Source organism: Aliivibrio sp. S10_S31 (assembly GCF_014694495.1).
Classification (GTDB): domain Bacteria; phylum Pseudomonadota; class Gammaproteobacteria; order Enterobacterales; family Vibrionaceae; genus Aliivibrio; species Aliivibrio fischeri.
The window spans coordinates 129374-153124 of the sequence record NZ_JAAUWR010000006.1 but is presented as its reverse complement, the minus strand read 5'-3'; the positions used below and the strand labels follow the sequence as shown (position 1 = coordinate 153124).

Below are 23751 nucleotides of genomic sequence, written 5' to 3'. Positions count from 1 at the left end.
TTATTTATTATTCAATTGGCTAGGCTGAAGGATGGTTGTTACGCGATCGTCTTTACCACCATCAGCAATTAGTTTTTGAGTCTTCATATTATAGGTAATTACTTTACCTTTTATGATGCTGTCATCTTGGGTTAGCTCTGCGCTATCAGTCATTTTTAGAAATTCGTTTTCTAATTCATAACGTAATTTATTCGCTTTACCTTTTAATGTTTTACCATCATCAGTTAATTGACTAAAGCGAGTTGGTTTTCCATATGCTTCTAACACTTCTCGTCCTTCTTTACCTTGAGGACGAATTACCACAATTTTATCTGCAAAAATTTCGATACTGCCTTGTTTTAGAGTCACGTCACCTGTAAAGGTTACTTGGTTACTCTGCATATCAAAATTCTGTGAATTTGAATTAATGTGGATCGGTTGTTCTGTATCGCTACTCAATGCCCAGCTTGAAGCACTGAAAAGTAGACTTGCAAGTAGACTAACGTGTGAAAGCTTCATAGATACCTTGTACATTTTCTAATAGGGTTGCTTCTTGGCTTGTGAAGTTACCTTTCATTCCAACTCCTGTTGTTTCAAAAGTAGGGCCAATGAGATTAACAACATCCTCTGTCATAAAGTCTTTTGTCGTTAGCTCGATCTTCATACTGTCCGTTGTCATTGTCTCAAATGCTGCGTCAGGCAGTAGATTTTTAACAATAACGTTACCACTTAAGTAAAGTTCGTGCTTTTTATTTAAAACGCCGAGATCGGAGATGATCTCCCATTCTTTTAATTCACCATCTTTGAATACAAAAAGGTGAGGTGTTGTGAAGTTCGTTTCACCAGTCTTACCAAATCGAGCTAATGCTTTTGCGTTTATTTGATAGTTACGAATACCACTTACATCGTAGTTATTATTCGAAATTCCTTTGCCTGTAAAAACAGGGACTTGTTGGTCTGGTGTTGTCTGTTGTTCACCTTTCACGTAGTCATAATATAAGTTGTAGCCTGACCAGCTACAAATCATCAATAGAATGGCCATGAAAAGATGTTTTAAGCTCATATGCTCAAACCTTTATGTTGCTCTAATTCACCTTTTGCTTCGAGGATCAGGTCACTTACTTCACGAACAGCACCATGACCACCTTTTATGGTTGTTACATAGTTTGCACGTTGAACTAATAAAGGATGTCCATCAGCAACACATACCTTTAATGCAACTTTTTCCATAACAGGCCAATCAATAAGGTCATCACCAATATAACCAGTATGCTCTGGGGCTACATTGAGTTTAGTTAAAATATCTTGGTATGCTTGTAATTTGTTGTCTTGTCCTTGGTAGATCAATTTAATACCAAGAGCTGTCATTCGGTTTTCAACAATTTTTGAGCTACGGCCCGTAATAATCGCAATTTCAACCCCTGCTGACATAAGTGATTTCACACCATAGCCATCACGAGTATGGAACGTTTTTAGTTCTTCGCCATCATTACCCATGTAAACAAGGCCATCAGAGAAGACGCCATCAACATCACAAATTAGAAGCTTGATGTCTTTTGCTATGTTAAAGATTGACTCTTCAACTTGGCCATAAAGAGTTGAAACTAATTTTGTTGTCATTACATCACTCCCGCTTTTAATAAGTCATGCATATTCAATGCACCAACTAAGCGATGAGTTTCATCACAAAGTAATAATCCATTTATTTTCTTATCTTGCATTAGGTTTAGACCTTCAACAGCAAGTAAGTTTGGATTAGCAACCGCTGGAGAGTGTGTCATTACTTCTCCAATAGTTTGAGTATGGATATCGATCTTATTATCTAAAAGGCGACGTAAGTCACCATCAGTGAAGATACCAATTACTTTTTGCTCGTTATCAACGATAGCTGTCATTCCTAACCCTTTTTCAGACACTTCTAAAAGTGCTGTTTTAATAAGAGCATCAGCCGTAACCATTGGCAATTCATCACCTGTATGCATGATGTCTGATAATAAGAGTAGTAATTTACGACCCAAAGCGCCACCTGGATGTGATAAAGCAAAGTCATCAGCAGTAAAGCCTCTTGCTTGAAGAAGCGCAACAGCAAAAGCGTCTCCCATAGCAAGGGTTGCTGTTGTACTTGATGTTGGCGCTAAACCAAGAGGGCAAGCTTCTTGAGGAACCGTAATTTGAAGGTTCACATCAGCGACTTTTGCCATGCTAGATTCCGGTTTACCTGTCATTGTAATTAAAGTGATACCTAGACGTTTAATTACTGGCAGTAAAGCAAGAATTTCAGACGCTTCACCTGAGTTAGAAATAGCAATAACAATATCGCCTTTTTCAATCATGCCTAAATCACCATGGCTTGCTTCGCCAGGGTGTACAAAGAAAGAGGGAGTGCCTGTACTTGCTAAGGTAGCTGCAATCTTATTACCAATGTGACCTGATTTACCCATTCCCATAACAACAACTTTTTGCTTGCATTCAAGCATTAATTGACACGCTTTAGTGAAGTCATCGTTAATGTAATTGCTGAGTTGGGTAAGAGCATCGATTTCAATTTGAAGAACATTTTTTCCTGCTTTGCAGAAATCAAACTGAGTTGCCATCGGTTACCACCTTGCTGTATTTGAGCGGAATTTATGATTTAGAGGAATAGCCTATACAAATATTATGCCATTTGCCAGAGCTAGTTCAATATTGAGTAGGTAAAAGAAGGTAAATTATCGGGATAAATACCCCATAAGTTCATGATTTTTATTGTTCATCAAACTTATGGGGTTTAAAAGAATGGTTAACCCATATTTAGAAATAAATAGCCTTGGTAGACACAGAAACACGTCACCAAAATACCGCCTTCTATGCGATTAATACTGCGGCTTTTTCCTAATGCCATAATGAGTAATAAGATGGATACACCTAGCATTACATAGAAATCACGGCCCATAAGATCAGGACTGATTTCTGATGGATTAATTAATGCCGGAATCCCCATTACTGCAAGAATATTAAATACGTTTGAGCCAATGATATTACCTGCAGCCATATCATCTTCACCTTTAAGCACACCAGCAACAGAAGCCGCTAACTCAGGAAGGCTTGTACCTAATGCAATGATAGTTAAGCCGATAACTAAATCACTCATACCAAAGTATTTAGCGATAACAACGGCATTATCAATCAGCATGTTTGCACCCACAGGAAGTAAGATAAGACCTACAACAACCCAGAAAAGAGCTTTACCGTTTGCCACGCCTTCAGGGATTTCTGATTCTTGTTCTTCAAGAAGAATATCCCCATTTTGTTGTTCGTTTTTACTGATGTATAGCATTGCAATGATGAAGCAAGCAAAAAGACCAATTAACAATAAACCTTCATAAAAGCCAAGGTAGTTATTAAACATAATACCACCAGCTAATAATGTAACCATCAGCATTAATGGTAGTTCGCGGCGGATGATTGCTGAGCTGATCGCTAATGGTTTGATCAAGGCGGTAATACCTAAAATTAATGCGATGTTCGCAATGTTTGAACCAATAACGTTACCTACCGCAGTATCTGTTTTTCCATCTAAAGCAGCAGCAGCTGACACCATCATTTCTGGTGCAGATGAACCCATGGCTAAGATAGTCATACCAATTACAAGAGGGGAAATACCATAGTTTCTCGCTAAGGCAGCAGAACCAAATACCAGTTTATCGGCGCCCCAAACCAATAGAGATAGACCGACGATAAGAAGTAGAGTTGGCATGAGCAGCTCTGTCATTGTGTTAATTTCCTTTTGTAGAAAGATGTTTTTTAGTTTGAATCGTTAATTTTGACGTTTCTCTAACAAAAAAGAAAGAAAAAAGGAGTGTTTAACGTGGAACAGTCTCTAAAGATTATTAAAAAATATAAGTTAGACAGATAAGTTCACGTATACTTATGATTATATTGTTAATGCATGATTTAAATGAGCTGTGAAGATATGGATACGCAAAACACACTGATTAAAATAGAGAACCTAACCTTTAAACGTGGTGAGCGTATTATTTTTGATGATATTAGTTTGTCTGTTCCAAAAGGAAAGATAACGGCGATCATGGGGCCATCAGGAATTGGTAAAACCACATTATTACGGTTAATTGGTGGGCAAATACTTCCTGAATCAGGAAATATCCATTTTGAAGAGTGGAATATTCCCAAACTAGGGCGTAAAGCTCTGTATTTAGCTCGTAAGAAAATGGGGATGTTATTTCAATCTGGCGCATTATTTACGGATATGAATGTATTCGATAATGTGGCTTTTCCTTTGAGAGAACATACTCAATTGCCTGAAAAACTGATCCGTACATTGGTTCTCTTAAAGCTTGAAGCTGTGGGGCTACGTGGTGCCGCTCAGTTGATGCCAAGTGAACTCTCTGGTGGTATGGCAAGACGTGCTGCATTAGCTCGCGCAATCGCATTAGACCCTGATTTAATCATGTATGACGAACCTTTTGTCGGCCAAGACCCTATAACGATGGGGGTATTGGTTGATTTAATTCGTAATCTAAATGATGCGTTAGGATTAACCTCTGTTGTTGTTTCACATGATGTTCCTGAAGTGATGAGTATTGCTGATCATGTCTACTTACTCGCTAACGGTAAAATTATTGCACAAGGTTCGCCGCAAGAATTGGAGCAAAACCCTGATCCTCAAGTTCGACAATTTTTGGATGGTGAATCTGATGGACCAGTACCATTTCGTTTCCCGGCTAATACATTAAATGAGGATCTTTTCTCTTATGAGTAATTTTTCACTTGTCTCTTCAATAGAACAGATAGGACGACGCGCTTTATCGGTTTGTGAAGCCTTTGGGCGTGCAACCTTTATGTTGCTTGGCGCGATATTTGCGAAACCTCAACCAATAAAAATGTTTCCTTTGCTGCTAAAGCAACTCTATTCCGTAGGTGTTTTATCTTTAGTGATTATTGTGGTGTCAGGACTCTTTATTGGAATGGTAATCAGCTTGCAAGGTTATATTATTTTAGTTGATTACGGGGCTGAGACCAGTTTAGGGCAGCTTGTTTCCTTGTCATTACTCAGAGAATTAGGCCCAGTGGTAACTGCGTTACTGTTTGCTGGCCGTGCGGGTTCTGCATTAACCGCTGAAATTGGATTAATGAAAACCACCGAACAAATTTCAAGTATGGAAATGATGGCTGTAGACCCGTTGCGTCAAATTATTGCACCTCGTTTATGGGCAGGGATCATTTCGATGCCAATTCTCGCTGTCATCTTTATGGCTGTGGGTATTTGGGGAGGGCAAATTGTCGGAGTCGAATGGAAAGGGATTGATTACGGCAGTTTTTGGTCGGTAATGCAATCATCGGTTGATGTGCGATATGACATTGTAAATAGCTTAATTAAATGTGTGGTGTTTGCATTTATTGTTACATGGATTGCTCTGTTTAATGGTTATGATGCAACGCCTACTTCTGAAGGTATTTCATTGGCAACGACACGCACAGTAGTGCACTCTTCGTTGGCGGTATTAGGTATTGATTTTGTGCTTACGGCACTGATGTTTGGGAACTAAATTATGCAACAGACACGTAAAGTAGAATTTTTTGTTGGCCTTTTTGTATTAGCAGGAATGGCCGCTTTACTGATGTTATTACTTAAAGTTGCGGATGTTCGCAGTGGTGGTAGTGGTGAGTATTACACTCTAAATGCTCAATTTGATAATATCGGAAGTTTAAAATCACGTTCACCAGTAAAAGTCGGTGGTGTTGTTATTGGTCGTGTAGATAACATTACTCTTGATAAAGAAAGCTATTTACCTATCGTAAGCATGCAAATTGACAAACAGTTTGGTGCTTTTCCTGAAACCTCAGCGGCTCAAATTTTAACGTCAGGTCTGATTGGTGAACAATACATCGGGATTGTTCCTGGGTTTATTGACGAAGATATTGATATGTTAGGTAATGGTGATTTTATTGAAGATACCAAGTCAGCATTGGTATTAGAGGATATGATCGGTCAAGTGCTATACAGCATTGGTGGTGATTCGTCAGAAGCAAGTGAGGAAGAGTAATGAAACAGTGGATAAGTGCATTTATAGTCGTAATTTGTTTTTTTTCATCAGCAATAAGTGCTCAAGAAATCGATAAGACAAAACCGTATGAAATGATGGCGCAAGTATCTGAAATTACTTTTGCTCGATTAAAATCAGAGCAGAGTGCAATAAAAACGGACCCAAATATTTTAAAAACGGTCGTTGATGAAGAGTTAATGCCGTATGTAAATGTAAAATATGCAGCTTACAAATTATTAGGGACACACTTAAAGAAAACTACACCAGAAGAGCGAGCAGAGTTCGTGACTGCTTTTCGTGATTATTTAGTTGCCTCTTATGCTCAAGTTTTAACGTTATATACAGATCAAAAAATTGTATTAGAAAAAGCGAAAAAAATACCGGAAGGAAAAAGAATCATCAGTGTTCGTGTTGATATCTTAGATTCAGCTCGTCCGACCGTAAAAGTCGATTTCAAACTGCGTAAGAATAAAAAAACAGGTGAATGGCAGGCCTTTGATATGGTGGCTGAAGGGGTAAGCCTTTTATCGACTAAGCAGTCTGAGTGGAATGGTAAAATTCGCAAAGAAGGCATCAGCTCGGTAAGTGCTGAGTTACGATCTTTAGCTAAGCAACCAATTCGATTAGAAGGCAATAAATAATGTCAGTTATCGATTTATGTGTAACCAAAGTTGATGAAATAAGCTTCAACGGTGCTCTTGATCGTGAGACTGTGCCTAATATTTGGAATAAATTGACAAAGTGGCAACCTAATTTGAGTCAAGTAAAGGTAGACTTAGCTCACGTTAATCGCATTGACTCTGCAGGGCTTGTATTACTTTTACACCTAATAGAGCATGCAAAAAATCAAAACTGTCATATAATGTTTACTTTCGTCCCAGATCAGCTCATTACTTTAATTCAATTAAGTAATGTGGAATCATTGTTTGCTGATCATATAAATAACGCAAAGGTAGAGTAATGGATAGCGCCGAGATTAAAGAGTTACTAGACGCAGCACTTCAACTAGAAGAGATACATGTAAAAGGCGAAGGAAGCCATTTCGAAGTCATTGCTGTTGACGCATCATTCGCAGGTATGAGCCGAGTGAAAAAACAACAAACCATCTATGGACCTTTGATGGAGCATATCTCAACGAACACAATTCATGCTCTATCAATAAAAGCGTTTACTCCTGAAGAGTGGGCACGTGATAAAAAATTAAATAGCTTATTCTAAGAGGCCCTTTGATGTATAAGTTTCGAATTCAAGGAAGTGATAAACCACTTTCTGGCGAAGTTACAATTTCTGGTGCAAAAAATGCTGCACTACCAATTCTATTTGCTTCGTTGCTTGCAGAAGAACCTGTTGAAGTAGCAAATGTACCGAAACTTCGTGATGTTGATACCACGATGGAACTGTTAAAGCGTTTAGGTGCTGAAGTATCTCGTAATGGTTCTGTTCATATTGATGCAAGTGGCGTAAATGACTTCTGTGCACCTTATGATTTAGTTAAAACAATGCGTGCATCAATTTGGGCATTAGGTCCATTGGTTGCTCGTTTTGGTAAAGGTCAGGTTTCATTACCTGGTGGTTGTGCTATCGGCGCTCGTCCTGTTGATCTTCATATTCACGGATTAGAGCAACTAGGCGCAACAATCAAACTTGAAGAAGGTTATGTAAAAGCGGAAGTTGATGGTCGCCTTAAAGGTGCTCATATCGTAATGGACAAAGTCAGTGTTGGTGCAACCATTACTGTTATGTGTGCAGCAACATTAGCTGAAGGCACGACGGTATTAGAAAACGCAGCGCGTGAACCTGAAATTGTTGATACTGCTAATTTCCTTAATGCTATCGGCGCTAAAGTGTCTGGTATGGGTACCGATACAATTACTATCGAAGGTGTTGAGCGCTTAGGTGGTGGTTATCACGAAGTGGTTGCTGACCGTATTGAAACAGGTACGTTCCTTGTGGCTGCTGCGGTATCTGGCGGTAAGATCGTTTGTAAGAATACAAAAGCACATCTACTTGAAGCGGTACTTGCTAAACTTGAAGAAGCGGGTGCAGACGTTCAAACTGGTGATGATTGGATTAGCTTAGATATGACTGGCCGTGAGTTAAAGGCGGTAAATATCCGTACTGCACCACACCCAGCATTCCCTACCGATATGCAAGCTCAATTCACACTTTTAAATATGATGGCTAAAGGTTCAGGTATCATTACTGAAACGATTTTCGAAAACCGTTTCATGCACATTCCTGAATTGCAACGTATGGGTGCTCATGCTGAAATCGAAGGTAATACTGCTATTTGTGGTGATACTGATGGTTTAAGTGGTGCTCAGGTTATGGCGACAGATTTACGTGCATCAGCAAGCCTTGTGATCGCAGGTTGTATAGCAAAAGGTGAAACAATTGTTGATCGAATTTATCATATCGACCGTGGATATGATAAGATTGAAGACAAGTTAACCGCTTTAGGTGCAAATATTGAGCGAGTTCATAGCGACGACTTATAAGTGTTGCGATATATACGCTTAATGTAAACGTATTAAAGTGGAAGCCGGGTATATTACTACCCGGTTTTTTATTGGTTGGAAATAAAGCTAATTTGTTCATTTAAAAAGATAATGATGAACAGGTTAGTGAGTTTAGGAGATACATTTATGATCGCATTGTTACGCCTGATTGCTTTGGCTATCTTTGCTGTCTTTACTTTTGTGTTTGGTTGCGGTTATTGCTTATTAAGCCCTCGTAATCCAAAGCACGTTTATACTTTTGGTCGCTTATTTGCTCGAATGTCACGTGTTTTTGGTATCAAACTAGAAATTCGTGTACCTGAGAGTGCAAAAAGTTCAGAGCCAAGTTTATACATTGCGAATCACCAAAATAATTGGGATCTTTTCACTGTTTCTGGTGCTATTCAACCAAGAACCGTAACGGTTGGTAAGAAAAGCTTAGCTTGGATGCCATTATTTGGTCAGCTTTACTGGATTACAGGGAATATTTTGATCGACCGTAACAATCGCAGTAAAGCGGTAGGTACGATTGCTCAAGTGGCAGAGAATATTAAAAAGCGTAATGTTTCTGTTTGGATGTTTCCTGAGGGAACGCGTTCACGTGGACGTGGATTGCTACCGTTTAAAACGGGCGCTTTTCATGCCGCTATTGCAGCAGATGTGCCTGTAACTCCGATTGTTTGTAGTAATACTCAAGGCAACATTAAGTTAAATCGTTGGAATAATGGACACGTAATTGTTGAAATTTTGCCGCCGATCAGCAGTGAAGGGTACGAAAAAGACAATGTGCGTGAATTAGCTAATTTGTGCCGTGAGCAGATGATTACTAAATTAGAAGAATTAAATAAAGAAGTTGCAGAGCGCAACCAAGCGTAATTAATTATCCTTAAATTTTATCTAAGGCATACGGTTTTCTGTGTGCCTTTTTCTTTTTTAGATGTGTAGACATGACAGAATATGTAGTACTTGTGAATGAGCAAGGTGATGCCATTGGAACAATGGAAAAATTAGAAGCGCATGAGAAAGGCTTGTTACATCTCGCTTTTTCAGTATTGCTCTATCGTGAAACGGATTTAGGAAAAGAGTTTTTATTACAAAAGCGTGCCGAGTGTAAATATCACAGTAAGAACAAATGGAGTAATACCTGTTGTTCTCACCCCCGAGTGAATGAAAACGTAGAGGCGGCGGGTACGCGACGTTTAAATGAAGAGATTGGTATAACTGGTGTTTTACCTGAGCAGTTCGTAAATCTTGGTTGGTTTATTTATCAAGCTGAATTAGAAAATGGATTGAGTGAGCATGAGCAAGATTATATTTTGATTGCTAACACTCCAGATGTGAGTTTTATATTGAACCCTGAAGAAGTCAGTGACATTCAGTGGTGGAGTGAAGCTGATATTGAAAAAGAACTGAAAGCAAACCCAGATACTTTTTCTGTCTGGTTTCCTACAGTTTATAAGAAAGTACTTACTCACCTACATCAAGCGAACTAAATCGATATTCTTTTATTAGATAAAAAATAAGGCAGAAGAAATTCTGCCTTATTTCGTTTTAATTTAGTGTTCGATTATTTACGAACTGCAATAGCTTCGATTTCGATACCAACATCTTTTGGTAGACGAGCTACTTCAACACAAGAGCGAGCAGGGTAGTTTGCAACTTTGTGTTCATCGAAGAAGTTACCATATACTTCGTTTACTGTGCCGAAGTCATTAAGATCTTTTACAAAAACTGTCATTTTTACAATGTCAGATACAGTTAGGCCTGAAGCTTCAACAACGGCTTTTACGTTCTCTAGTGATTGGCGTGCTTGCTCAGCGATATCGTCAGATACTTCACCTGTTGCAGGGTTTACAGGGATTTGGCCTGAAGTTAGTACCATATTACCAAGGTCAACACCTTGAATATATGGGCCAATAGCTGCTGGTGCATTATCTGTATGAAGAACTTTAGTCATTGTTATGATTCCTTTTTGAAATAAAGTAAGTCTAAGGAGCAATAGGCCTTAGAAGCATTACGATTGTTCAATATAAAACAAATAACCGTAAGAAAACAGCCCCGAGAATATCGAGGCTGAGAAGAGAATCAAATTTAATTAATTTAAGTCAGTGACTACTTCACGTGAGTATACTTTCTCACAGTATTTACACTTCAGATGAATATCTTCTTTCTTTGTTAGGACTTTGAAGCTGCTGTCTACCGGCTCACCGTGAGTAATACAGTTACTGTTTGGACACTCAAAAACACCCGTGATTTGCTCTGGTAGCACTAATGGTATTTTCTTTACTACTTCATAGTTTTCAATTTGGTTAACTGTTGCGTGCGGTGCATATAATGCGAGTTTGCTTGCTTGCTCTGGAGTGATAAATGTATTTTCAATTTTTAATAAATCTTTTGCTCCAAGCGCTGATGAAGGTAAATTCAAACCAACAGTAACACGCTCAGCGCTTTTATCCATTTGGAATAACTTAAGCACTTTAATCCCAATGTTTGCTGGAATATGGTCGATTACTGTACCGTTGTTGATTGCTTCAACACGTAATTGAGTTTTATTAGCCATAGTATCCTCTCCTTTAAAGTGTTTCATTTAGAACTAAAGCCAATAGAGCTTGGCGAGCATAAACACCATTTTCTGCTTGTTGGAAATAGTAAGCGTGTGGTGTTGCATCAACGTCAGTATCAATTTCATCGACACGTGGTAGTGGGTGCAGAACTTTTAGGTTTTCACGTGCTGGTTGTAGGTTTTCAGCTGAAAGAATATATGCTGATTTGATGTGCGCGTATTCAGATTCATCAAAACGCTCTTTCTGTACGCGAGTCATGTATAGAATATCAAGTTCAGGGATTGCATCATCCATGCTTTCAACCAGTTGGTACTCAATACCTAGTTCATCAAGTTCTTCGCAAATGTAATCAGGCATCGCTAATACTTCTGGTGCAATGAAGAAGAATTTAATGCCTTCAAATTTTGCTAACGCTTGGGTCAGAGAGTGGACAGTACGACCGTATTTCAAATCACCAACGAAAGCGACGTTTAGATTATCTAAGCGACCTTGAGTTTCATAAATGGTGTAAAGATCTAAGAGCGTTTGAGTTGGGTGTTGGTTTGCACCGTCACCAGCATTAATTACAGGTGTACCGTTTGAGAATTCAGACGCTAAACGTGCAGCCCCTTCTTGTGGGTGACGCATAACATAAGCATCTGCGTATGAGGTAATGATTTGAACTGAATCCGCTAGCGTTTCCCCTTTTTGTGCAAGAGAGGTATTGCCTGCGGTATCGAAACCAATTACTGAACCACCTAAACGCTGGATGGCAGTTTCAAATGAAAGACGGGTACGAGTTGATGCTTCGAAGAAACAACTCGCCACGATTTTATTTTTCAATAAATCAGGTTGAGGTTCTTTTTTTATCTTCCCTGCCGTTTCAACGATCAGCTCTAACTCTTGACGAGAAAGCTCTGGAATAGAAATGATATGCTTTTGATATAGCGAGTTAGCCATGTCTCTCTTCCCTTATGTATTATATTGAAATCAAAAAAAAGCCCCCTAATAAATAGGAGGCTTTAAAAATTGGGTTGATTAGGAAAATCAAAAAATAGGGGACCACCACATTTTTTCAATGTAGCTACTCGGTCGACCGCTGTATGAAGATAAGTTAATAACATCATAATTCCCTAATAAATTGGGCGGAATTATACTCGTATCAAATTCCTAAGCAAGCGTTTGCATCAAAAATTTGTATTCAATTAACTACCAAGTGTTGCAACCATAACCGCTTTAATTGTGTGCATACGGTTTTCAGCTTCATCAAAAACAATGGAATATTCAGATTCAAAGACATCCTCTGTGACTTCTAAGCCATTCATACCGTACTTCTCGGCAATCTCCTTACCAAGTGTCGTTTCATCATTATGAAAAGCAGGCAAGCAGTGCATGAATTTCACATTAGGATTTTCAGTTGCTTTGATAACATCCATATTGATTTGATAAGGAGTCATTAAGGCGACGCGCTCATCCCATGCTTCAGGTGCTTCACCCATCGAAACCCATACATCGGTATAAAGGAAGTCACAACCTTTAACGCCTTCTGTAACCTCTTCAGTTAACACAATTTTTGCACCAGTTTGTAATGCAATTTCTTGGCATTGAGCAACTAGCTCTTCTTCAGGCCAGAACTGTTTTGGTGCAACAAGGCGAATTTCCATTCCCATTTTTGCTGCTCCAACCATTAGAGAATTTCCCATATTGTTGCGAGCATCACCAAGGTAGGCAAACGTAATTTGGTTAAGTTGCTTTCCATTTGCATATTCTTGCATTGTTAGAAAATCAGCTAATATTTGAGTTGGATGAAATTCATCCGTTAATCCGTTCCATACAGGGACTCCTGCATATTGACCTAATTCTTCAACAATCGTTTGACCAAAACCACGATATTCAATGCCATCATACATGCGGCCTAATACACGGGCGGTATCCTTCATGGATTCCTTATGGCCAATTTGGGATCCAGAAGGTCCAAGGTAAGTGACTTTAGCTCCTTGATCAAAGGCTGCCACTTCAAAGGCACAGCGAGTACGTGTTGATGACTTCTCAAAAATTAACGCAATGTTTTTCCCTGTTAAGCGAGGTTGTTCATAACCTGAGTATTTTGCTTTTTTCAGCTCAGCAGATAACTCAAGTAGATGTGCGATCTCTTTAGGGGTGAAATCTAATAGTTTTAAAAAGTTTCTATTACGTAAATTAAAAGCCATCATGTGCTCCTTGCCAAAAAATCAATCCAGTGATTTATAGTTATATATAAAAATTCATTAAATGTGAATATTTATTTTAATTTATTTAATGTGTATATGTTTTTGTTGGGAGTTAAATACCGTCTCTTTCTATTGGACAACTCATGCACCTAGCGCCTCCACGACCTCGCCCTAACTCATCACCGGTAATAGGAAGGACATGAATACCTGCTTTATCGTATTTCTCATTGGTGTAGGTGTTTCGTTCATAAGCAACCACAACACCGGGTTTAATGGTTAAAACATTATTTGCATCGTGCCATTGTTCACGCTCAGCTTCATAGCTATCCCCACCGGTTGTAATAATATTTAAGTTATCCAATTCTAATGCTGACATTAATACATTTTGGAAATTAGGCATTTCTTTAATATCTAAATGCTGCTCTCCACAAGGGGTGATTGACCAGCACCCCATATTTTTATCAATGACTCTTGGGTAAACAGAAAAGACGTTGTGATCCATATGCGTCATTACTGTATCTAGATGCATGCATGAACGGTCTTCGGGTAATTTAATAGCAATGACTTGTTTTGCTTGATGGGTTCTAAACAGTTGCTTGGCCAAGTTTTCAATGCCTTGAGGAGTCGTGCGCTCAGAGATACCGACTAATACATTGCCTTTACCAATAACTAAAACATCTCCACCTTCAATGGTCGCATTGTCGTAATAACGGTTTTCATCTTCAAAATAACGTGCAAAATTTTGATTAGAAAAAAGTGGATGCCAACGATAGATGGCTCTTAAATGGTTTGATTCTCTTTTACGAGCAGCCTTCGCCATAGGGTTAATTGATACACCACCATAAATCCAACATGAGGTGTCGCGAGTAAACAAATGATTTGGTAATGGGTCGATGACAAAATCAAATGGATCACTTAATTGTTGAAGCATGGAAGGAGCTTTAAACGGAAGTTCAATGAAAGCTAAACCTCCCAATAAAATAGAAGCTAGCTCTTTATTGCTATGCTCAAGTAAGAAAGCTCGGATTTGATTGGCGAAAGTAGGACCGAATCGATAGTGTGAAATTTGATGTTTAAGAAGCCACTCTTTTGCTTCTGGATTTTCTAATGTTTGTTCTAATAAATCCTGAAGTAAGAGTACATTGACGCCTTGGTTTTCCAAGGTTTTAACAAATTGGTCGTGTTCTAAAAGGGCTTTTTCTACTGATAGCACATCATCAAAAAGTAAGTTGTGACAATTAGTTGGAGTTAAATGACTGAGTGCTCGTTCAGGACGATGAAGAATAACACGGCGTAGTTGACCAATTTCAGAGCCAACAAATAATTTATTCATAAGATTCCTTTCTTTAATATTCTTGTTGCGCAGCTATCATACCGTATAGATGTTAATTTTTCTTTACTTATTGAAGTGCTAGGGGATTTGCTTAGTACAGGCTATAATGACTGAGTCTTATTTTTTTATTACATACAGTGTGGAGCATTAACTATGTCTCAAGAAGATGAATATCTATCGGTTGAACAATTTCTTGAATTACAAAAAGCAGAAACTCGTGAAATTATCGAGTCGCTAAAAGCCGATGGTAGTGAGCCTGATGCACTGTATGCGATTGAGCACCATTTAATGGCTGAAGATTTTAAAGCACTTGAAAATGCAGTTGTTGAAGCATTTAAAATGGGCTTTGAAGTATTAGAAGCTGAAGAGCTAGAAGATGAAGATGGTGCTAAAATCTTATGTTGTGATGCCGTGATGGATTCGGCATTAGACGCAGAAGTAATCGATGCTCAAGTTGAAAAGTTAGTAAATCTTGCTGAAAAGTACGACATCATTTATGACGGTTGGGGTACTTACTACGAAGGCGAAGATGCTGAGTACGATGTGATTGAAGATGGTGATGAAGATTAATTCATAACCACTAAAGAACATAGATGCCCTAGATGTGAATCATGTCTGGGGCATTTTTTTAAGGATGAATATGACGATAAACTCAAGAATTATATTAAATAATGAGCAGGCCTTATGGCAGTTGTCGCCATTAACAGAAACATCATTACCCATTAAAGATATTCCTATTCAGCAAGGGATAAATTCTGCTTTTGATGAGCTCTCTTTACTACAAGTTGAAGCTCAAGAGTGGCATTTAATGCGTTATTTTGATGTTGATGAAACACTATTGAATTATCCTGCAATCGAACTTGTTATGAGCGGGGTGTCTCGTTATGCCGAAGTGCGTATCAATGGTGTTGCGGTATTTGATTGTACGGAAAAAATGACTCGCTACCGTAAAGACATTAAAGAGTATCTTCAAGTGGGTGGGAACCGATTTGAAGTGTTGTTTTTACAAGAAGACGAGGATGATTGGCTCATTGATGATGAAAGTGAGACTAAGCTTTGTAATATTAATCAGGCTTATCATCGTCGATTTGGTGCTGTTCAGGATATCGATATTAAAGAAGATATTGGTGTCTTTGGTGTGTGTTTTCTTCAGCCTATTTCACATCTCGCTTTAAATCACATCACTATTGAACAAATTTGGCACCATGGGTGTGAGTTAAAAGTGAATGTGTTTTTTCAAACGTATAAAGCCAATTTGATATCAGCAAGCATTAAGTTTGATGGTATGACTTTGACGATTCCTGTTGATGTTCGTAGTGATCAAGTATCAGCTCTTTTTCAGGTTGAAGCACCCAAATATTGGAGTGATGAGAAGCCCAATTCAGACAATTTATATCGTGTAGAAATTACTCTTGATGGGCAGTTGCACGAGTTGGAGTTTGGTTTGTGTGAAACGGAAAACGTGATTCATTTTCCCTTGTAGTAATACTAATCCCATTAATTAGTTGTTCATTATTACTGGTTAAATCACTCAATAGTTGCGTTAAAAATTATTATTGTAGAATAACTACTTATAAGAATTTTTGCCTTACTCTTAAGTAATTTTCCTGCGTAATAAATAGATCATCTAATTAGTTACATTGGTATTACTGGTTAAATCATTCAATAGTTACATTGGTATAAATAAAAAAGGTCGATGCGTTAGCATCGACCTTTTATTTTGCTTGCTTTACATTATAGTGCAGCGATAGTTTCTTGTTGAGCTTCTAGTTTTACTAGAGTCTCTTGGTAACCTTCCAGTTTTTCACGTTCTTTAGCAATAACTGCTTCAGGTGCTTTTGCAACAAAACCTTCGTTGCTTAGTTTACCTTCGATACGTTTGATTTCACCTTGAGTTTTCTTCACTTCACCAGCAAGACGAGCAAGTTCTGCATCTTTATCGATAAGACCTGCCATTGGGATCATAAGTTCTGATTTACCAACAAGAGAAGTTGCACATGCAGGTGTTTCTTCACCGTTTGCAAGTACTTTGATTTCATCCAGTTTAGCAAGAGAAGAAAGTACAACTTTGTTTGCTTCAATACGAGCAGCGTCTTTTTCATCAGCTACTTTAATCATTACTTCTAAGCCTTTGCTTGGTGCAATGTCGTATTCAGCACGTAAGTTACGAATGCTTGTAATGAACGCTTTAACCCACTCAAGATCAGCAACCACATCAGCATTGAAGTTTTCTTCGTTAAACTGAGGAAGTGCTTGAGTCATGATTGTGTCGCCTTCAACACCATCTACTAGCGGTTTCACGCTCTGCCAGATAGATTCTGTGATGTAAGGAAGAACAGGGTGAGCAAGACGCAAAGTCTTCTCTAGTACTGTGATCAGCATGTAGCGAGTTGCTTGCTGCTGAGCTTCTGTTCCTTTCCATAGAACTGGTTTAGTTAGCTCTAGGTACCAGTCACAGAATTGGTTCCAGATGAATTCGTAAAGCGTGTTTGCTGCCATATCTAGACGGTAGTTGTCTAGGTGAGCATTAAACTCTTTTGCTGCAAGTTCAAACTGAGATTCAATCCACTTATCAGCTAGAGAGAATTCCATGTTTGCACGTTCTTCAACAGACAGTGACATGCCACAATCGTGCTCTTCTGTATTCATTAGTACGTAACGGCTTGCGTTCCATAGTTTGTTACAGAAGTTACGGTAACCTTCAAGACGTTTCATATCCCAGTTGATGTCACGGCCAGTTGAAGCCATAGCAGCAAGAGTGAAACGTAGTGCATCTGTACCGTATGGTTCGATACCGTTTTCAAAAGTCTTACGAGTGTTCTTTTCGATCTTCTTAGCTAGTTGAGGCTGCATCATGTTACCACAACGTTTTTCAACTAGAGATTCAAGGTCGATACCATCGATCATATCGATAGGATCAAGTACGTTACCCTTAGACTTCGACATTTTGTCGCCGTTTTCATCACGGATTAGGCCCGTTACGTAAACTGTCTTGAATGGTACTTGTGCTTTACCATTTTCATCTTTGTTGAAGTGCATGGTCATCATGATCATACGTGCAACCCAGAAGAAGATGATGTCGAAACCAGTTACCAGAACATCTGAAGGGTGGAATGTTTTCAGATCTTCAGTTTGCTCAGGCCAGCCTTGAGTACCAAATGTCCATAATGCAGAAGAGAACCATGTATCAAGTACGTCGTCGTCTTGGCGTAGAACGATTACAGGCGCAAGGTTGTTGTTAGCACGTACTTCTTCTTCAGTACGACCAACATATACATTACCGTCGTTATCGTACCAAGCTGGGATACGGTGGCCCCACCAAAGTTGACGAGAGATACACCAGTCTTGAATGTCACGCATCCAAGAGAAGTACATGTTTTCGTACTGCTTAGGAACGAACTGGATCTCACCATCTTCAACCGCTTTAACTGCAGGTTCAGCAAGAGGAGCAGCACGTACATACCATTGGTCAGTTAGCATTGGTTCGATAACTACACCACCACGGTCGCCGTAAGGAACGGTTAGATCATGATCCTTGATTTCTTCAAGAAGGCCTAGTTCTTCAAATTCAGCAACGATAGCTTTACGAGCTTCGAAACGCTCCATACCTTGGTATTTAGCTGGAATTTCTGTTGAGTAAACATCGCTTGCTTCACCGTTGGTTGTGAATACTTCTGCAGATTCACGGATATCAGCGTTGAAGGTTAGGATGTTGATCATTGGTAGTTGGTTACGTTTACCAACTTCGTAGTCATTGAAATCGTGCGCAGGAGTGATCTTCACACAACCTGTACCTTTTTCCATGTCCGCGTGCTCATCACCTACGATAGGGATCAGGCGGTTAACGATAGGAAGTAGGATTTCTTTACCGATAAGATCTTTGTAACGAGGATCTTCTGGGTTTACAGCAACACCTGTATCACCAAGCATGGTTTCAGGACGAGTTGTTGCAACAACGATGTAGTCTTTGCCTTCAGCTGTCTTAACGCCATTTGCTAGCGGATAGCGGAAGTGCCACATGTGGCCTTTTTTGTCTTTGTTTTCAACTTCAAGATCAGAAATTGCAGTGTGCAGTTTTGGATCCCAGTTTACTAGACGCTTACCACGGTAGATTAGGTCATCTTCGTATAGACGAACAAACACTTCTTGAACAGCGTTAGATAGGCCATCATCCATAGTGAAACGCTCACGGTCCCAGTCTACAGATGCACCTAGACGACGAAGCTGTTTAGTGATTGTGCCACCAGATTCGTTTTTCCATTCCCAGATTTTGTCGATGAAAGCATCACGGCCGTAGTCGTGTTTTGTTTTGCCTTCTTCAGCAGCAATCTTACGCTCAACAACCATTTGAGTTGCGATACCAGCGTGGTCTGTACCAACCTGCCAAAGCGTATTTTTACCTTTCATACGCTCAGCACGGATTAGAGTATCCATGATTGTATCTTGGAAAGCGTGACCCATGTGTAAGCTACCTGTGACGTTCGGTGGCGGGATCATGATGCTATAAGCTTCTTTTGAAGTGTCACCGTGTGGCTTAAAGTAGCCTTTTTCTTCCCAAGTCTGGTACAGAGCTTGTTCTATCGATTGCGGGTTATATGTCTTTTCCATAGTGTTCGTCACGAATATCTCTATTAAAAAGTGGAATGCCAAATATCATAATTAATGGCTCATTCTTAAAAAGAATAAATATATGAGTCATTTAGCTATGATGATTGGCATCATTTCAGTATCTCGGTTTGCATGGCTCGGCCTGCATTTCGGTATATTTTATACCTTTCTCGAGCTTGTTGTTTGCTTTTTTCTTCGCAAGGTACGAAGTCTACCACTTGAGCAAAGGAAACAGCAAAACTTGCGACCTCTTGAGCTAAATTAATTAACACATGACGGCGTCCTGATGAGCGTAATGTTCCCCAACCAATTTCGATAGGGGAGCCTGATTTTGGTCCCTCTCCGACTAAATTGTGCGGTGTAAATTCTGATACATCATATTGCCAAAGTGCTTCATCAATCAGCAAGGCTTGTTCTTTATCTTGGGCTAATACATACACTCGTGCATTTTGAGAGTAATAATAGTGAGCAAGCTGACACACAAATTTTAGCTGACCATCAGTGGTTGCAGCTGGAGATGTGGGTTCTAAAACATAAAAAAGGGCTTGGCTCATAAACTCTCTATAAGTGGATAAATAGTACGTATTAAAAAAGGGCCTCAATATAGGCCCTTTATATCATAAAACGAATTGGTTTATTCTTCGTTTTCTTGGCCTGAACGATTCAGTAAGAATTGGACAAGCAATGAGACTGGTCGGCCCGTTGACCCTTTATTTGCACCAGAGACCCAAGCAGTACCTGCACTGTCAATATGAGCCCAGTGGTATTTCTTAGCAAAACGAGAAAGGAAACAGCCTGCAGTAATAGTACCTGCAGCTTTGCCGCCGATATTACCCATATCTGCAAATGGGCTGCTTAGTTGCTCGTTGTACTCTTCAGCCATTGGTAAGCGCCAAGCACGGTCACCCGATTGTTCAGATGCATTAATTAGCTCATGAGCAAGTGGATTGTGATTCGAAATCAAACCGCTGATGTGGTGACCAAGAGCAACAACACATGCACCAGTTAATGTTGCGACATCAACCACACATTCAGGTTCATAACGTTCAACATAAGTCAGCGCATCACAAAGCACTAGTCGACCTTCAGCATCGGTATTTAATACTTCAACCGTTTGGCCTGACATTGTAGTTAGAATATCACCTGGACGGTATGAGTTGCTGCTTGGCATGTTTTCACAGCCAGCAAGTACACCAACAACGTTTAGTGGTAAGTTCAGTTTAGCTAGTGCTTTCATTGCACCAAATACGGAAGCTGCGCCACACATGTCGTATTTCATTTCATCCATGCCTTCGCTTGGCTTAATTGAAATACCGCCTGAATCAAATGTTAAACCTTTACCAATTAGAACGATTGGTTTTGCAGCAGGGTCAGGGTGACCTTTGTATTCCATGATAGACATCATAGATTCGTTGTGAGAGCCCTGACCAACCGCTAAGTAAGAGGTCATGCCTAGCTTTTTCATTTCCTCTTCGCCAATGATCTTGGTGGTTACGGTTTCGTAATCATCAGCAAGACGACGAGCTTGAGAAGCAAGATAAGCTGGGTTTGCTACGTTTGGTGGCATGTTGCCTAAATCTTTCGATGCTTTAACACCAGAAGCAATAGATAAACCATGAGCAATCGCTTTTTCACCTAAGTTAAGTTCACGGCGAGTCGGAACATTGAAGACTAACTTACGTAATGGACGACGAGTCTCAGGCTTATTGCTCTTAAATTGATTAAAGGTATATAAGCTGTCTTTGGTCGATTCAACGGCTTGGCGTACTTTCCAGTACGTATCGCGACCTTTAACGTGAAGCTCTGTAAGGAAACATACTGCTTCCATAGAGCCTGTTTCATTTAGTGTGCTGATAGTTTTTTTGATGATATCTTTATATTGACGCTCACCAAGTTCACGCTCTTTACCACAACCAACTAATAAAACACGCTCCGAAAGAATGTTTGGCACTTGGTGCAATAGCAACATCTGGCCTGGCTTTCCTTCAAGATCACCACGACGAAGTAGTGAACTTATGTAGCCGCCACTGATTTTATCAAGCTGCTCAGCTATTGGAGATAAACGACGTGGTTCAAAGACACCAACAACGATACAAGCGCTGCGTTGTTTCTCTGGACTACCACTTTTTACACTGAACTCCATGCGTACTCCTACATCCTAAAGACAAATAGAACTAAATGTTAGATAATGAGTAAAATCTAGCAAGATACTGTAATATTCGTATACTAATTTCACAGGCTAACATTCAGCCAAAGATTAAAAAATAAATGGTTAACACGGAAATTATAGTGATTCTGGCAAAAATACAAGTTTTCTATAGGTAGATTCGACGTGATTATTATTAGATATTTGATCAAGGAGACATTAAAGAGTCAATTTGCGATCTTTTTTGTACTTTTTTTGATCTTCATGAGTCAAAAATTTATTAGTGTGTTAGCTGACGCATCGGATGGGGATATTCCTGGTGGTTTGATTCTTTCCCTTGTGGGATTGAATATGCCTGCGATGGGACTATTAATGCTGCCGCTTAGTATATTTATCGGTATCTTACTGACGTTTGGTCGCCTTTATGCGGAGAGTGAAATCACCGTAATGAATGCAACGGGTATGGGAAACTCCATTCTTATTCGTGCTGCGTTATACCTTGCGTTAATTACAGGTGCTGCTGCTACTTTTAACTCACTTTGGTTATCTCCTTGGAGCCAAGAAAAAACGACACAGCTAATGGAAACTGTCGAATCTGATGCTGGTGTAGACTTGTTGCAAAAAGGACAGTTTCAACGCTCTCCAGATGGAAAAGCCGTCGTATTTATTGATGATATTAGCAATAAAAATGGCAAAGAGCTGCGCCACATATTTTTAGCACAACCTGTTCCGCATGACTCTTTACGCCCAAGTGTATTGGTTGCTGATAAAGGGGTAGTGAAAGAGCTTAAAGATGGCCGTCAGGTGTTAGAGCTTCAGGATGGAACTCGCTATGAGGGCATCCCAACTCGTCTAGATTACTTAGAAAGTAATTTTAAGTCTTATGAAGTTCTGATTGGACAAAAAGAAGTTAAAGAAAAACGTCGTGATTGGGACGCTATTCCAACGCTTGATTTAATGAAGCGTCCAGAATTAGAAGCGAAAGCAGAATTGCAATGGCGTATCTCTCTAATTATTTGTATTCCATTATTAACAATGGTGGTTGTGCCTCTCTCTGCCGTAAACCCTCGTCAGGGACGTTTTGCTAAACTTGGGCCAGCAGTTTTGCTTTACTTGGCTTACTTCTTATCATTAAGTGCGGGCAAGTCAGCGATAGAAGATGGTGGCCTTGCCCCTTCTATTGGTTTATGGGCAATTAATGCAACATTGTTGTTAGTTGGTATTATTCTTAACTCCATGGACAGTGTTTTTGTTAGACAAATAAAAGATAAAATGCGGAGAAAACCAAAGAATGTTTAAGATTTTAGATTGGTATATTGGCCGTACGATTATTGCCACCTCAGCTCTATGTTTGGTGACGTTAGTTGGTTTATCTTCGATCATTAAATACGTAGAGCAATTACGAAAAGTAGGGCGAGGAACTTACGATCTACTTGATGCTTTGTATTTTGTAATTTTAAGTATGCCTCGTGATATTGAGATGTTTTTCCCAATGGCTGCACTACTTGGGGCTTTAATCGGTTTGGGTATGCTTGCAGCTAGTTCTGAATTAGTCGTTATGCAAGCGGCGGGTTATTCAAAGTTAAGCATCGGTGTTTCAGTGTTAAAAACGGCAATCCCATTAATGCTAATGGTAATGGCATTAGGGCAATGGGGTGCACCTCAAGCGCAGAAAATGGCTCGTGATTTACGTACTTTTGAAGTTTCAGGCGGTAATATCGCAGCAGTCAGAGCTGGCGTGTGGGCAAAAGATGCTGATGATTTCATTTATTTAGCTCGAGTAGAAAATAAAGAAAAGCTGTATGGCGTAACGGTTTGGCAATTTAATGATAATCAAGAGCTAAATAACGTTATTTTTGCACGCACAGCAACGTATCAAGCTGCTCAAGATGACTGGAAAATGAATGATGTATCGATTACTCAAATGAAAGATAAGGCAGTGATCAGTGAAAAGAAAGTCGATTCTTTAGATTGGTCAACAACCTTAACGCCAGACAAATTAGCAGTCGTAACCGTGAAACCAGAAGAGCAGTCATTAACTGGACTTTATGATTACGTGAATTACTTAAAAGATTCAGAATTGGATGCGTCACGTTATGAATTGGCTTTCTGGCGTAAAGCACTGCAGCCAATTTCGGTAGCGGTAATGATGCTACTTGCTCTGTCATTTGTATTTGGTCCATTACGAAGTGTGACCATGGGCGCTCGTATTTTATCTGGTGTGATTGCAGGCTTTACGTTTTATATTTCTAATGAAGTATTTGGACCAATGACCTTGGTGTATAACATACACCCCATATTCGGTGCACTAGGGCCGAGTTTGGTCTTTTTAGCCGTGACTGTCGGTTTGTTAAATAGAAAATTATAATATTTACTTAAATAAAAAGGAG

26 protein-coding genes are annotated in these 23751 nt (G+C 39.4%); 13 read left to right on the top strand and 13 right to left on the bottom strand.

Annotation, left to right across the window (positions count from 1 at the left end; all coding sequences use genetic code 11):
• From lptA to HC728_RS07380, 5 genes are all read right to left on the bottom strand, one after another.
• The gene (gene lptA, locus HC728_RS07400; RefSeq protein ID WP_012533710.1) at nucleotides 1-498 is read right to left on the bottom strand and encodes a lipopolysaccharide transport periplasmic protein LptA; all 498 of its coding nucleotides are present in this window, start codon (nucleotides 496-498) and stop codon (nucleotides 1-3) included.
• On the bottom strand, nucleotides 479-1042 hold the full coding sequence (gene lptC / locus HC728_RS07395) for an LPS export ABC transporter periplasmic protein LptC (protein ID WP_012534144.1): 564 nt from the start codon (nucleotides 1040-1042) through the stop codon (nucleotides 479-481). The genes lptA and lptC overlap by 20 nt, the downstream gene beginning before the upstream one ends.
• Nucleotides 1039-1599, bottom strand: a complete 561-nt coding sequence (gene kdsC, locus HC728_RS07390) for a 3-deoxy-manno-octulosonate-8-phosphatase KdsC (protein WP_005417500.1) — start codon at nucleotides 1597-1599, stop codon at nucleotides 1039-1041. Before kdsC ends, lptC begins: the two co-directional genes overlap by 4 nt.
• Nucleotides 1599-2573, bottom strand: a complete 975-nt coding sequence (kdsD, locus tag HC728_RS07385) for an arabinose-5-phosphate isomerase KdsD (protein ID WP_011261185.1) — start codon at nucleotides 2571-2573, stop codon at nucleotides 1599-1601. The genes kdsC and kdsD overlap by 1 nt, the downstream gene beginning before the upstream one ends.
• Nucleotides 2574-2758: 185 nt before the next feature.
• Nucleotides 2759-3730 (bottom strand): calcium/sodium antiporter, encoded by a 972-nt coding sequence (locus tag HC728_RS07380; protein WP_005417502.1) that lies wholly within the window; start codon nucleotides 3728-3730, stop codon nucleotides 2759-2761.
• A 201-nt stretch (nucleotides 3731-3931) separates the two neighbouring features.
• Here HC728_RS07380 and mlaF point away from each other — a divergent pair, with 201 nt between their 5' ends.
• The 9 genes from mlaF (at nucleotide 3932) to idi (ending at nucleotide 10014) form a co-directional block, all read left to right on the top strand.
• Nucleotides 3932-4738, top strand: a complete 807-nt coding sequence (mlaF, locus tag HC728_RS07375) for a phospholipid ABC transporter ATP-binding protein MlaF (RefSeq protein WP_012534228.1) — start codon at nucleotides 3932-3934, stop codon at nucleotides 4736-4738.
• Complete coding sequence (gene mlaE, locus HC728_RS07370; protein WP_012533942.1) at nucleotides 4731-5525, top strand: lipid asymmetry maintenance ABC transporter permease subunit MlaE; 795 nt, start codon at nucleotides 4731-4733, stop codon at nucleotides 5523-5525. Before mlaF ends, mlaE begins: the two co-directional genes overlap by 8 nt.
• 3 nt (nucleotides 5526-5528) lie before the next feature.
• Nucleotides 5529-6023 carry an outer membrane lipid asymmetry maintenance protein MlaD gene (gene mlaD, locus HC728_RS07365; RefSeq protein WP_012534287.1) on the top strand — a complete coding sequence of 165 codons (495 nt, stop codon included), beginning with the start codon at nucleotides 5529-5531 and terminating at the stop codon, nucleotides 6021-6023.
• The gene (mlaC, locus tag HC728_RS07360; RefSeq protein ID WP_065597607.1) at nucleotides 6023-6664 is read left to right on the top strand and encodes a phospholipid-binding protein MlaC; all 642 of its coding nucleotides are present in this window, start codon (nucleotides 6023-6025) and stop codon (nucleotides 6662-6664) included. Before mlaD ends, mlaC begins: the two co-directional genes overlap by 1 nt.
• On the top strand, nucleotides 6664-6984 hold the full coding sequence (locus HC728_RS07355) for a lipid asymmetry maintenance protein MlaB (protein ID WP_005417508.1): 321 nt from the start codon (nucleotides 6664-6666) through the stop codon (nucleotides 6982-6984). The genes mlaC and HC728_RS07355 overlap by 1 nt, the downstream gene beginning before the upstream one ends.
• On the top strand, nucleotides 6984-7241 hold the full coding sequence (ibaG, locus tag HC728_RS07350; RefSeq protein WP_005417509.1) for a BolA family iron metabolism protein IbaG: 258 nt from the start codon (nucleotides 6984-6986) through the stop codon (nucleotides 7239-7241). The genes HC728_RS07355 and ibaG overlap by 1 nt, the downstream gene beginning before the upstream one ends.
• Before the next feature lie 11 nt (nucleotides 7242-7252).
• The gene (murA, locus tag HC728_RS07345) at nucleotides 7253-8521 is read left to right on the top strand and encodes a UDP-N-acetylglucosamine 1-carboxyvinyltransferase (protein ID WP_005417511.1); all 1269 of its coding nucleotides are present in this window, start codon (nucleotides 7253-7255) and stop codon (nucleotides 8519-8521) included.
• Nucleotides 8522-8668: 147 nt separating this feature from the next.
• Nucleotides 8669-9397 carry a 1-acylglycerol-3-phosphate O-acyltransferase gene (locus HC728_RS07340; RefSeq protein ID WP_005417513.1) on the top strand — a complete coding sequence of 243 codons (729 nt, stop codon included), beginning with the start codon at nucleotides 8669-8671 and terminating at the stop codon, nucleotides 9395-9397.
• A 71-nt stretch (nucleotides 9398-9468) separates the two neighbouring features.
• Entirely contained in the window at nucleotides 9469-10014 is a 546-nt protein-coding gene (gene idi, locus HC728_RS07335; protein WP_012533348.1) for an isopentenyl-diphosphate Delta-isomerase, read from the top strand.
• A 74-nt stretch (nucleotides 10015-10088) separates the two neighbouring features.
• Here idi and HC728_RS07330 read toward each other — a convergent pair whose 3' ends face one another.
• From HC728_RS07330 to arcA, 5 genes are all read right to left on the bottom strand, one after another.
• Nucleotides 10089-10478: a RidA family protein gene (locus HC728_RS07330; RefSeq protein WP_005417516.1), complete on the bottom strand. Its 390-nt coding sequence runs from the start codon at nucleotides 10476-10478 to the stop codon at nucleotides 10089-10091.
• A 138-nt stretch (nucleotides 10479-10616) separates the two neighbouring features.
• The gene (gene pyrI / locus HC728_RS07325) at nucleotides 10617-11081 is read right to left on the bottom strand and encodes an aspartate carbamoyltransferase regulatory subunit (protein WP_011261195.1); all 465 of its coding nucleotides are present in this window, start codon (nucleotides 11079-11081) and stop codon (nucleotides 10617-10619) included.
• Between the two features lie 13 nt (nucleotides 11082-11094).
• Nucleotides 11095-12024: an aspartate carbamoyltransferase gene (pyrB, locus tag HC728_RS07320; RefSeq protein WP_012533771.1), complete on the bottom strand. Its 930-nt coding sequence runs from the start codon at nucleotides 12022-12024 to the stop codon at nucleotides 11095-11097.
• 245 nt (nucleotides 12025-12269) lie between these two features.
• Nucleotides 12270-13274 (bottom strand): ornithine carbamoyltransferase, encoded by a 1005-nt coding sequence (gene argF, locus HC728_RS07315; protein WP_017020144.1) that lies wholly within the window; start codon nucleotides 13272-13274, stop codon nucleotides 12270-12272.
• Between the two features lie 112 nt (nucleotides 13275-13386).
• Entirely contained in the window at nucleotides 13387-14607 is a 1221-nt protein-coding gene (arcA, locus tag HC728_RS07310) for an arginine deiminase (RefSeq protein WP_065603301.1), read from the bottom strand.
• A 153-nt stretch (nucleotides 14608-14760) separates the two neighbouring features.
• On the opposite strand from arcA, the gene rraB reads away from it, so the two are divergent.
• Together rraB and HC728_RS07300 are read left to right on the top strand one after the other, a co-directional pair.
• Nucleotides 14761-15177, top strand: coding sequence for a ribonuclease E inhibitor RraB (rraB, locus tag HC728_RS07305; protein WP_005417527.1), 417 nt, complete (start codon nucleotides 14761-14763; stop codon nucleotides 15175-15177).
• Between the two features lie 70 nt (nucleotides 15178-15247).
• On the top strand, nucleotides 15248-16090 hold the full coding sequence (locus HC728_RS07300; RefSeq protein WP_065603297.1) for a sugar-binding domain-containing protein: 843 nt from the start codon (nucleotides 15248-15250) through the stop codon (nucleotides 16088-16090).
• Nucleotides 16091-16341: 251 nt separating this feature from the next.
• Here HC728_RS07300 and HC728_RS07295 read toward each other — a convergent pair whose 3' ends face one another.
• From HC728_RS07295 to pepA, 3 genes are all read right to left on the bottom strand, one after another.
• Nucleotides 16342-19215, bottom strand: coding sequence for a valine--tRNA ligase (locus HC728_RS07295; RefSeq protein ID WP_017018422.1), 2874 nt, complete (start codon nucleotides 19213-19215; stop codon nucleotides 16342-16344).
• A 110-nt stretch (nucleotides 19216-19325) separates the two neighbouring features.
• On the bottom strand, nucleotides 19326-19769 hold the full coding sequence (locus tag HC728_RS07290; protein WP_005417533.1) for a DNA polymerase III subunit chi: 444 nt from the start codon (nucleotides 19767-19769) through the stop codon (nucleotides 19326-19328).
• Nucleotides 19770-19849: 80 nt separating this feature from the next.
• A complete protein-coding gene (pepA, locus tag HC728_RS07285; protein ID WP_011261202.1) occupies nucleotides 19850-21358 on the bottom strand; it encodes a leucyl aminopeptidase in 1509 nt (502 codons plus the stop codon).
• 189 nt (nucleotides 21359-21547) lie between these two features.
• On the opposite strand from pepA, the gene lptF reads away from it, so the two are divergent.
• Both lptF and lptG read left to right on the top strand, forming a co-directional pair.
• Nucleotides 21548-22660: an LPS export ABC transporter permease LptF gene (lptF, locus tag HC728_RS07280; protein ID WP_005417536.1), complete on the top strand. Its 1113-nt coding sequence runs from the start codon at nucleotides 21548-21550 to the stop codon at nucleotides 22658-22660.
• Nucleotides 22653-23729, top strand: a complete 1077-nt coding sequence (gene lptG / locus HC728_RS07275) for an LPS export ABC transporter permease LptG (RefSeq protein ID WP_017018421.1) — start codon at nucleotides 22653-22655, stop codon at nucleotides 23727-23729. The genes lptF and lptG overlap by 8 nt, the downstream gene beginning before the upstream one ends.
• Nucleotides 23730-23751 lie beyond the last annotated feature (22 nt).

Bases quoted from the DNA above. Each gene is read 5' to 3' on its own strand.
- pyrB (WP_012533771.1), bottom strand. From the start codon at position 12,024: ATGGCTAACTCGCTATATCAAAAGCATATCATTTCTATTCCAGAGCTT.
- murA (WP_005417511.1), top strand. From the start codon at position 7,253: ATGTATAAGTTTCGAATTCAAGGAAGTGATAAACCACTTTCTGGCGAA.
- kdsD (WP_011261185.1), bottom strand. From the start codon at position 2,573: ATGGCAACTCAGTTTGATTTCTGCAAAGCAGGAAAAAATGTTCTTCAA.
- mlaC (WP_065597607.1), top strand. From the start codon at position 6,023: ATGAAACAGTGGATAAGTGCATTTATAGTCGTAATTTGTTTTTTTTCA.
- HC728_RS07340 (WP_005417513.1), top strand. From the start codon at position 8,669: ATGATCGCATTGTTACGCCTGATTGCTTTGGCTATCTTTGCTGTCTTT.
- pyrI (WP_011261195.1), bottom strand. From the start codon at position 11,081: ATGGCTAATAAAACTCAATTACGTGTTGAAGCAATCAACAACGGTACA.
- arcA (WP_065603301.1), bottom strand. From the start codon at position 14,607: ATGAATAAATTATTTGTTGGCTCTGAAATTGGTCAACTACGCCGTGTT.
- HC728_RS07380 (WP_005417502.1), bottom strand. From the start codon at position 3,730: ATGACAGAGCTGCTCATGCCAACTCTACTTCTTATCGTCGGTCTATCT.
- HC728_RS07300 (WP_065603297.1), top strand. From the start codon at position 15,248: ATGACGATAAACTCAAGAATTATATTAAATAATGAGCAGGCCTTATGG.
- mlaF (WP_012534228.1), top strand. From the start codon at position 3,932: ATGGATACGCAAAACACACTGATTAAAATAGAGAACCTAACCTTTAAA.
- HC728_RS07330 (WP_005417516.1), bottom strand. From the start codon at position 10,478: ATGACTAAAGTTCTTCATACAGATAATGCACCAGCAGCTATTGGCCCA.
- idi (WP_012533348.1), top strand. From the start codon at position 9,469: ATGACAGAATATGTAGTACTTGTGAATGAGCAAGGTGATGCCATTGGA.
- lptG (WP_017018421.1), top strand. From the start codon at position 22,653: ATGTTTAAGATTTTAGATTGGTATATTGGCCGTACGATTATTGCCACC.
- HC728_RS07290 (WP_005417533.1), bottom strand. From the start codon at position 19,769: ATGAGCCAAGCCCTTTTTTATGTTTTAGAACCCACATCTCCAGCTGCA.
- argF (WP_017020144.1), bottom strand. From the start codon at position 13,274: ATGGCTTTTAATTTACGTAATAGAAACTTTTTAAAACTATTAGATTTC.
- HC728_RS07355 (WP_005417508.1), top strand. From the start codon at position 6,664: ATGTCAGTTATCGATTTATGTGTAACCAAAGTTGATGAAATAAGCTTC.
- rraB (WP_005417527.1), top strand. From the start codon at position 14,761: ATGTCTCAAGAAGATGAATATCTATCGGTTGAACAATTTCTTGAATTA.
- kdsC (WP_005417500.1), bottom strand. From the start codon at position 1,599: ATGACAACAAAATTAGTTTCAACTCTTTATGGCCAAGTTGAAGAGTCA.
- mlaD (WP_012534287.1), top strand. From the start codon at position 5,529: ATGCAACAGACACGTAAAGTAGAATTTTTTGTTGGCCTTTTTGTATTA.
- lptA (WP_012533710.1), bottom strand. From the start codon at position 498: ATGAAGCTTTCACACGTTAGTCTACTTGCAAGTCTACTTTTCAGTGCT.
- pepA (WP_011261202.1), bottom strand. From the start codon at position 21,358: ATGGAGTTCAGTGTAAAAAGTGGTAGTCCAGAGAAACAACGCAGCGCT.
- ibaG (WP_005417509.1), top strand. From the start codon at position 6,984: ATGGATAGCGCCGAGATTAAAGAGTTACTAGACGCAGCACTTCAACTA.
- HC728_RS07295 (WP_017018422.1), bottom strand. From the start codon at position 19,215: ATGGAAAAGACATATAACCCGCAATCGATAGAACAAGCTCTGTACCAG.
- mlaE (WP_012533942.1), top strand. From the start codon at position 4,731: ATGAGTAATTTTTCACTTGTCTCTTCAATAGAACAGATAGGACGACGC.
- lptC (WP_012534144.1), bottom strand. From the start codon at position 1,042: ATGAGCTTAAAACATCTTTTCATGGCCATTCTATTGATGATTTGTAGC.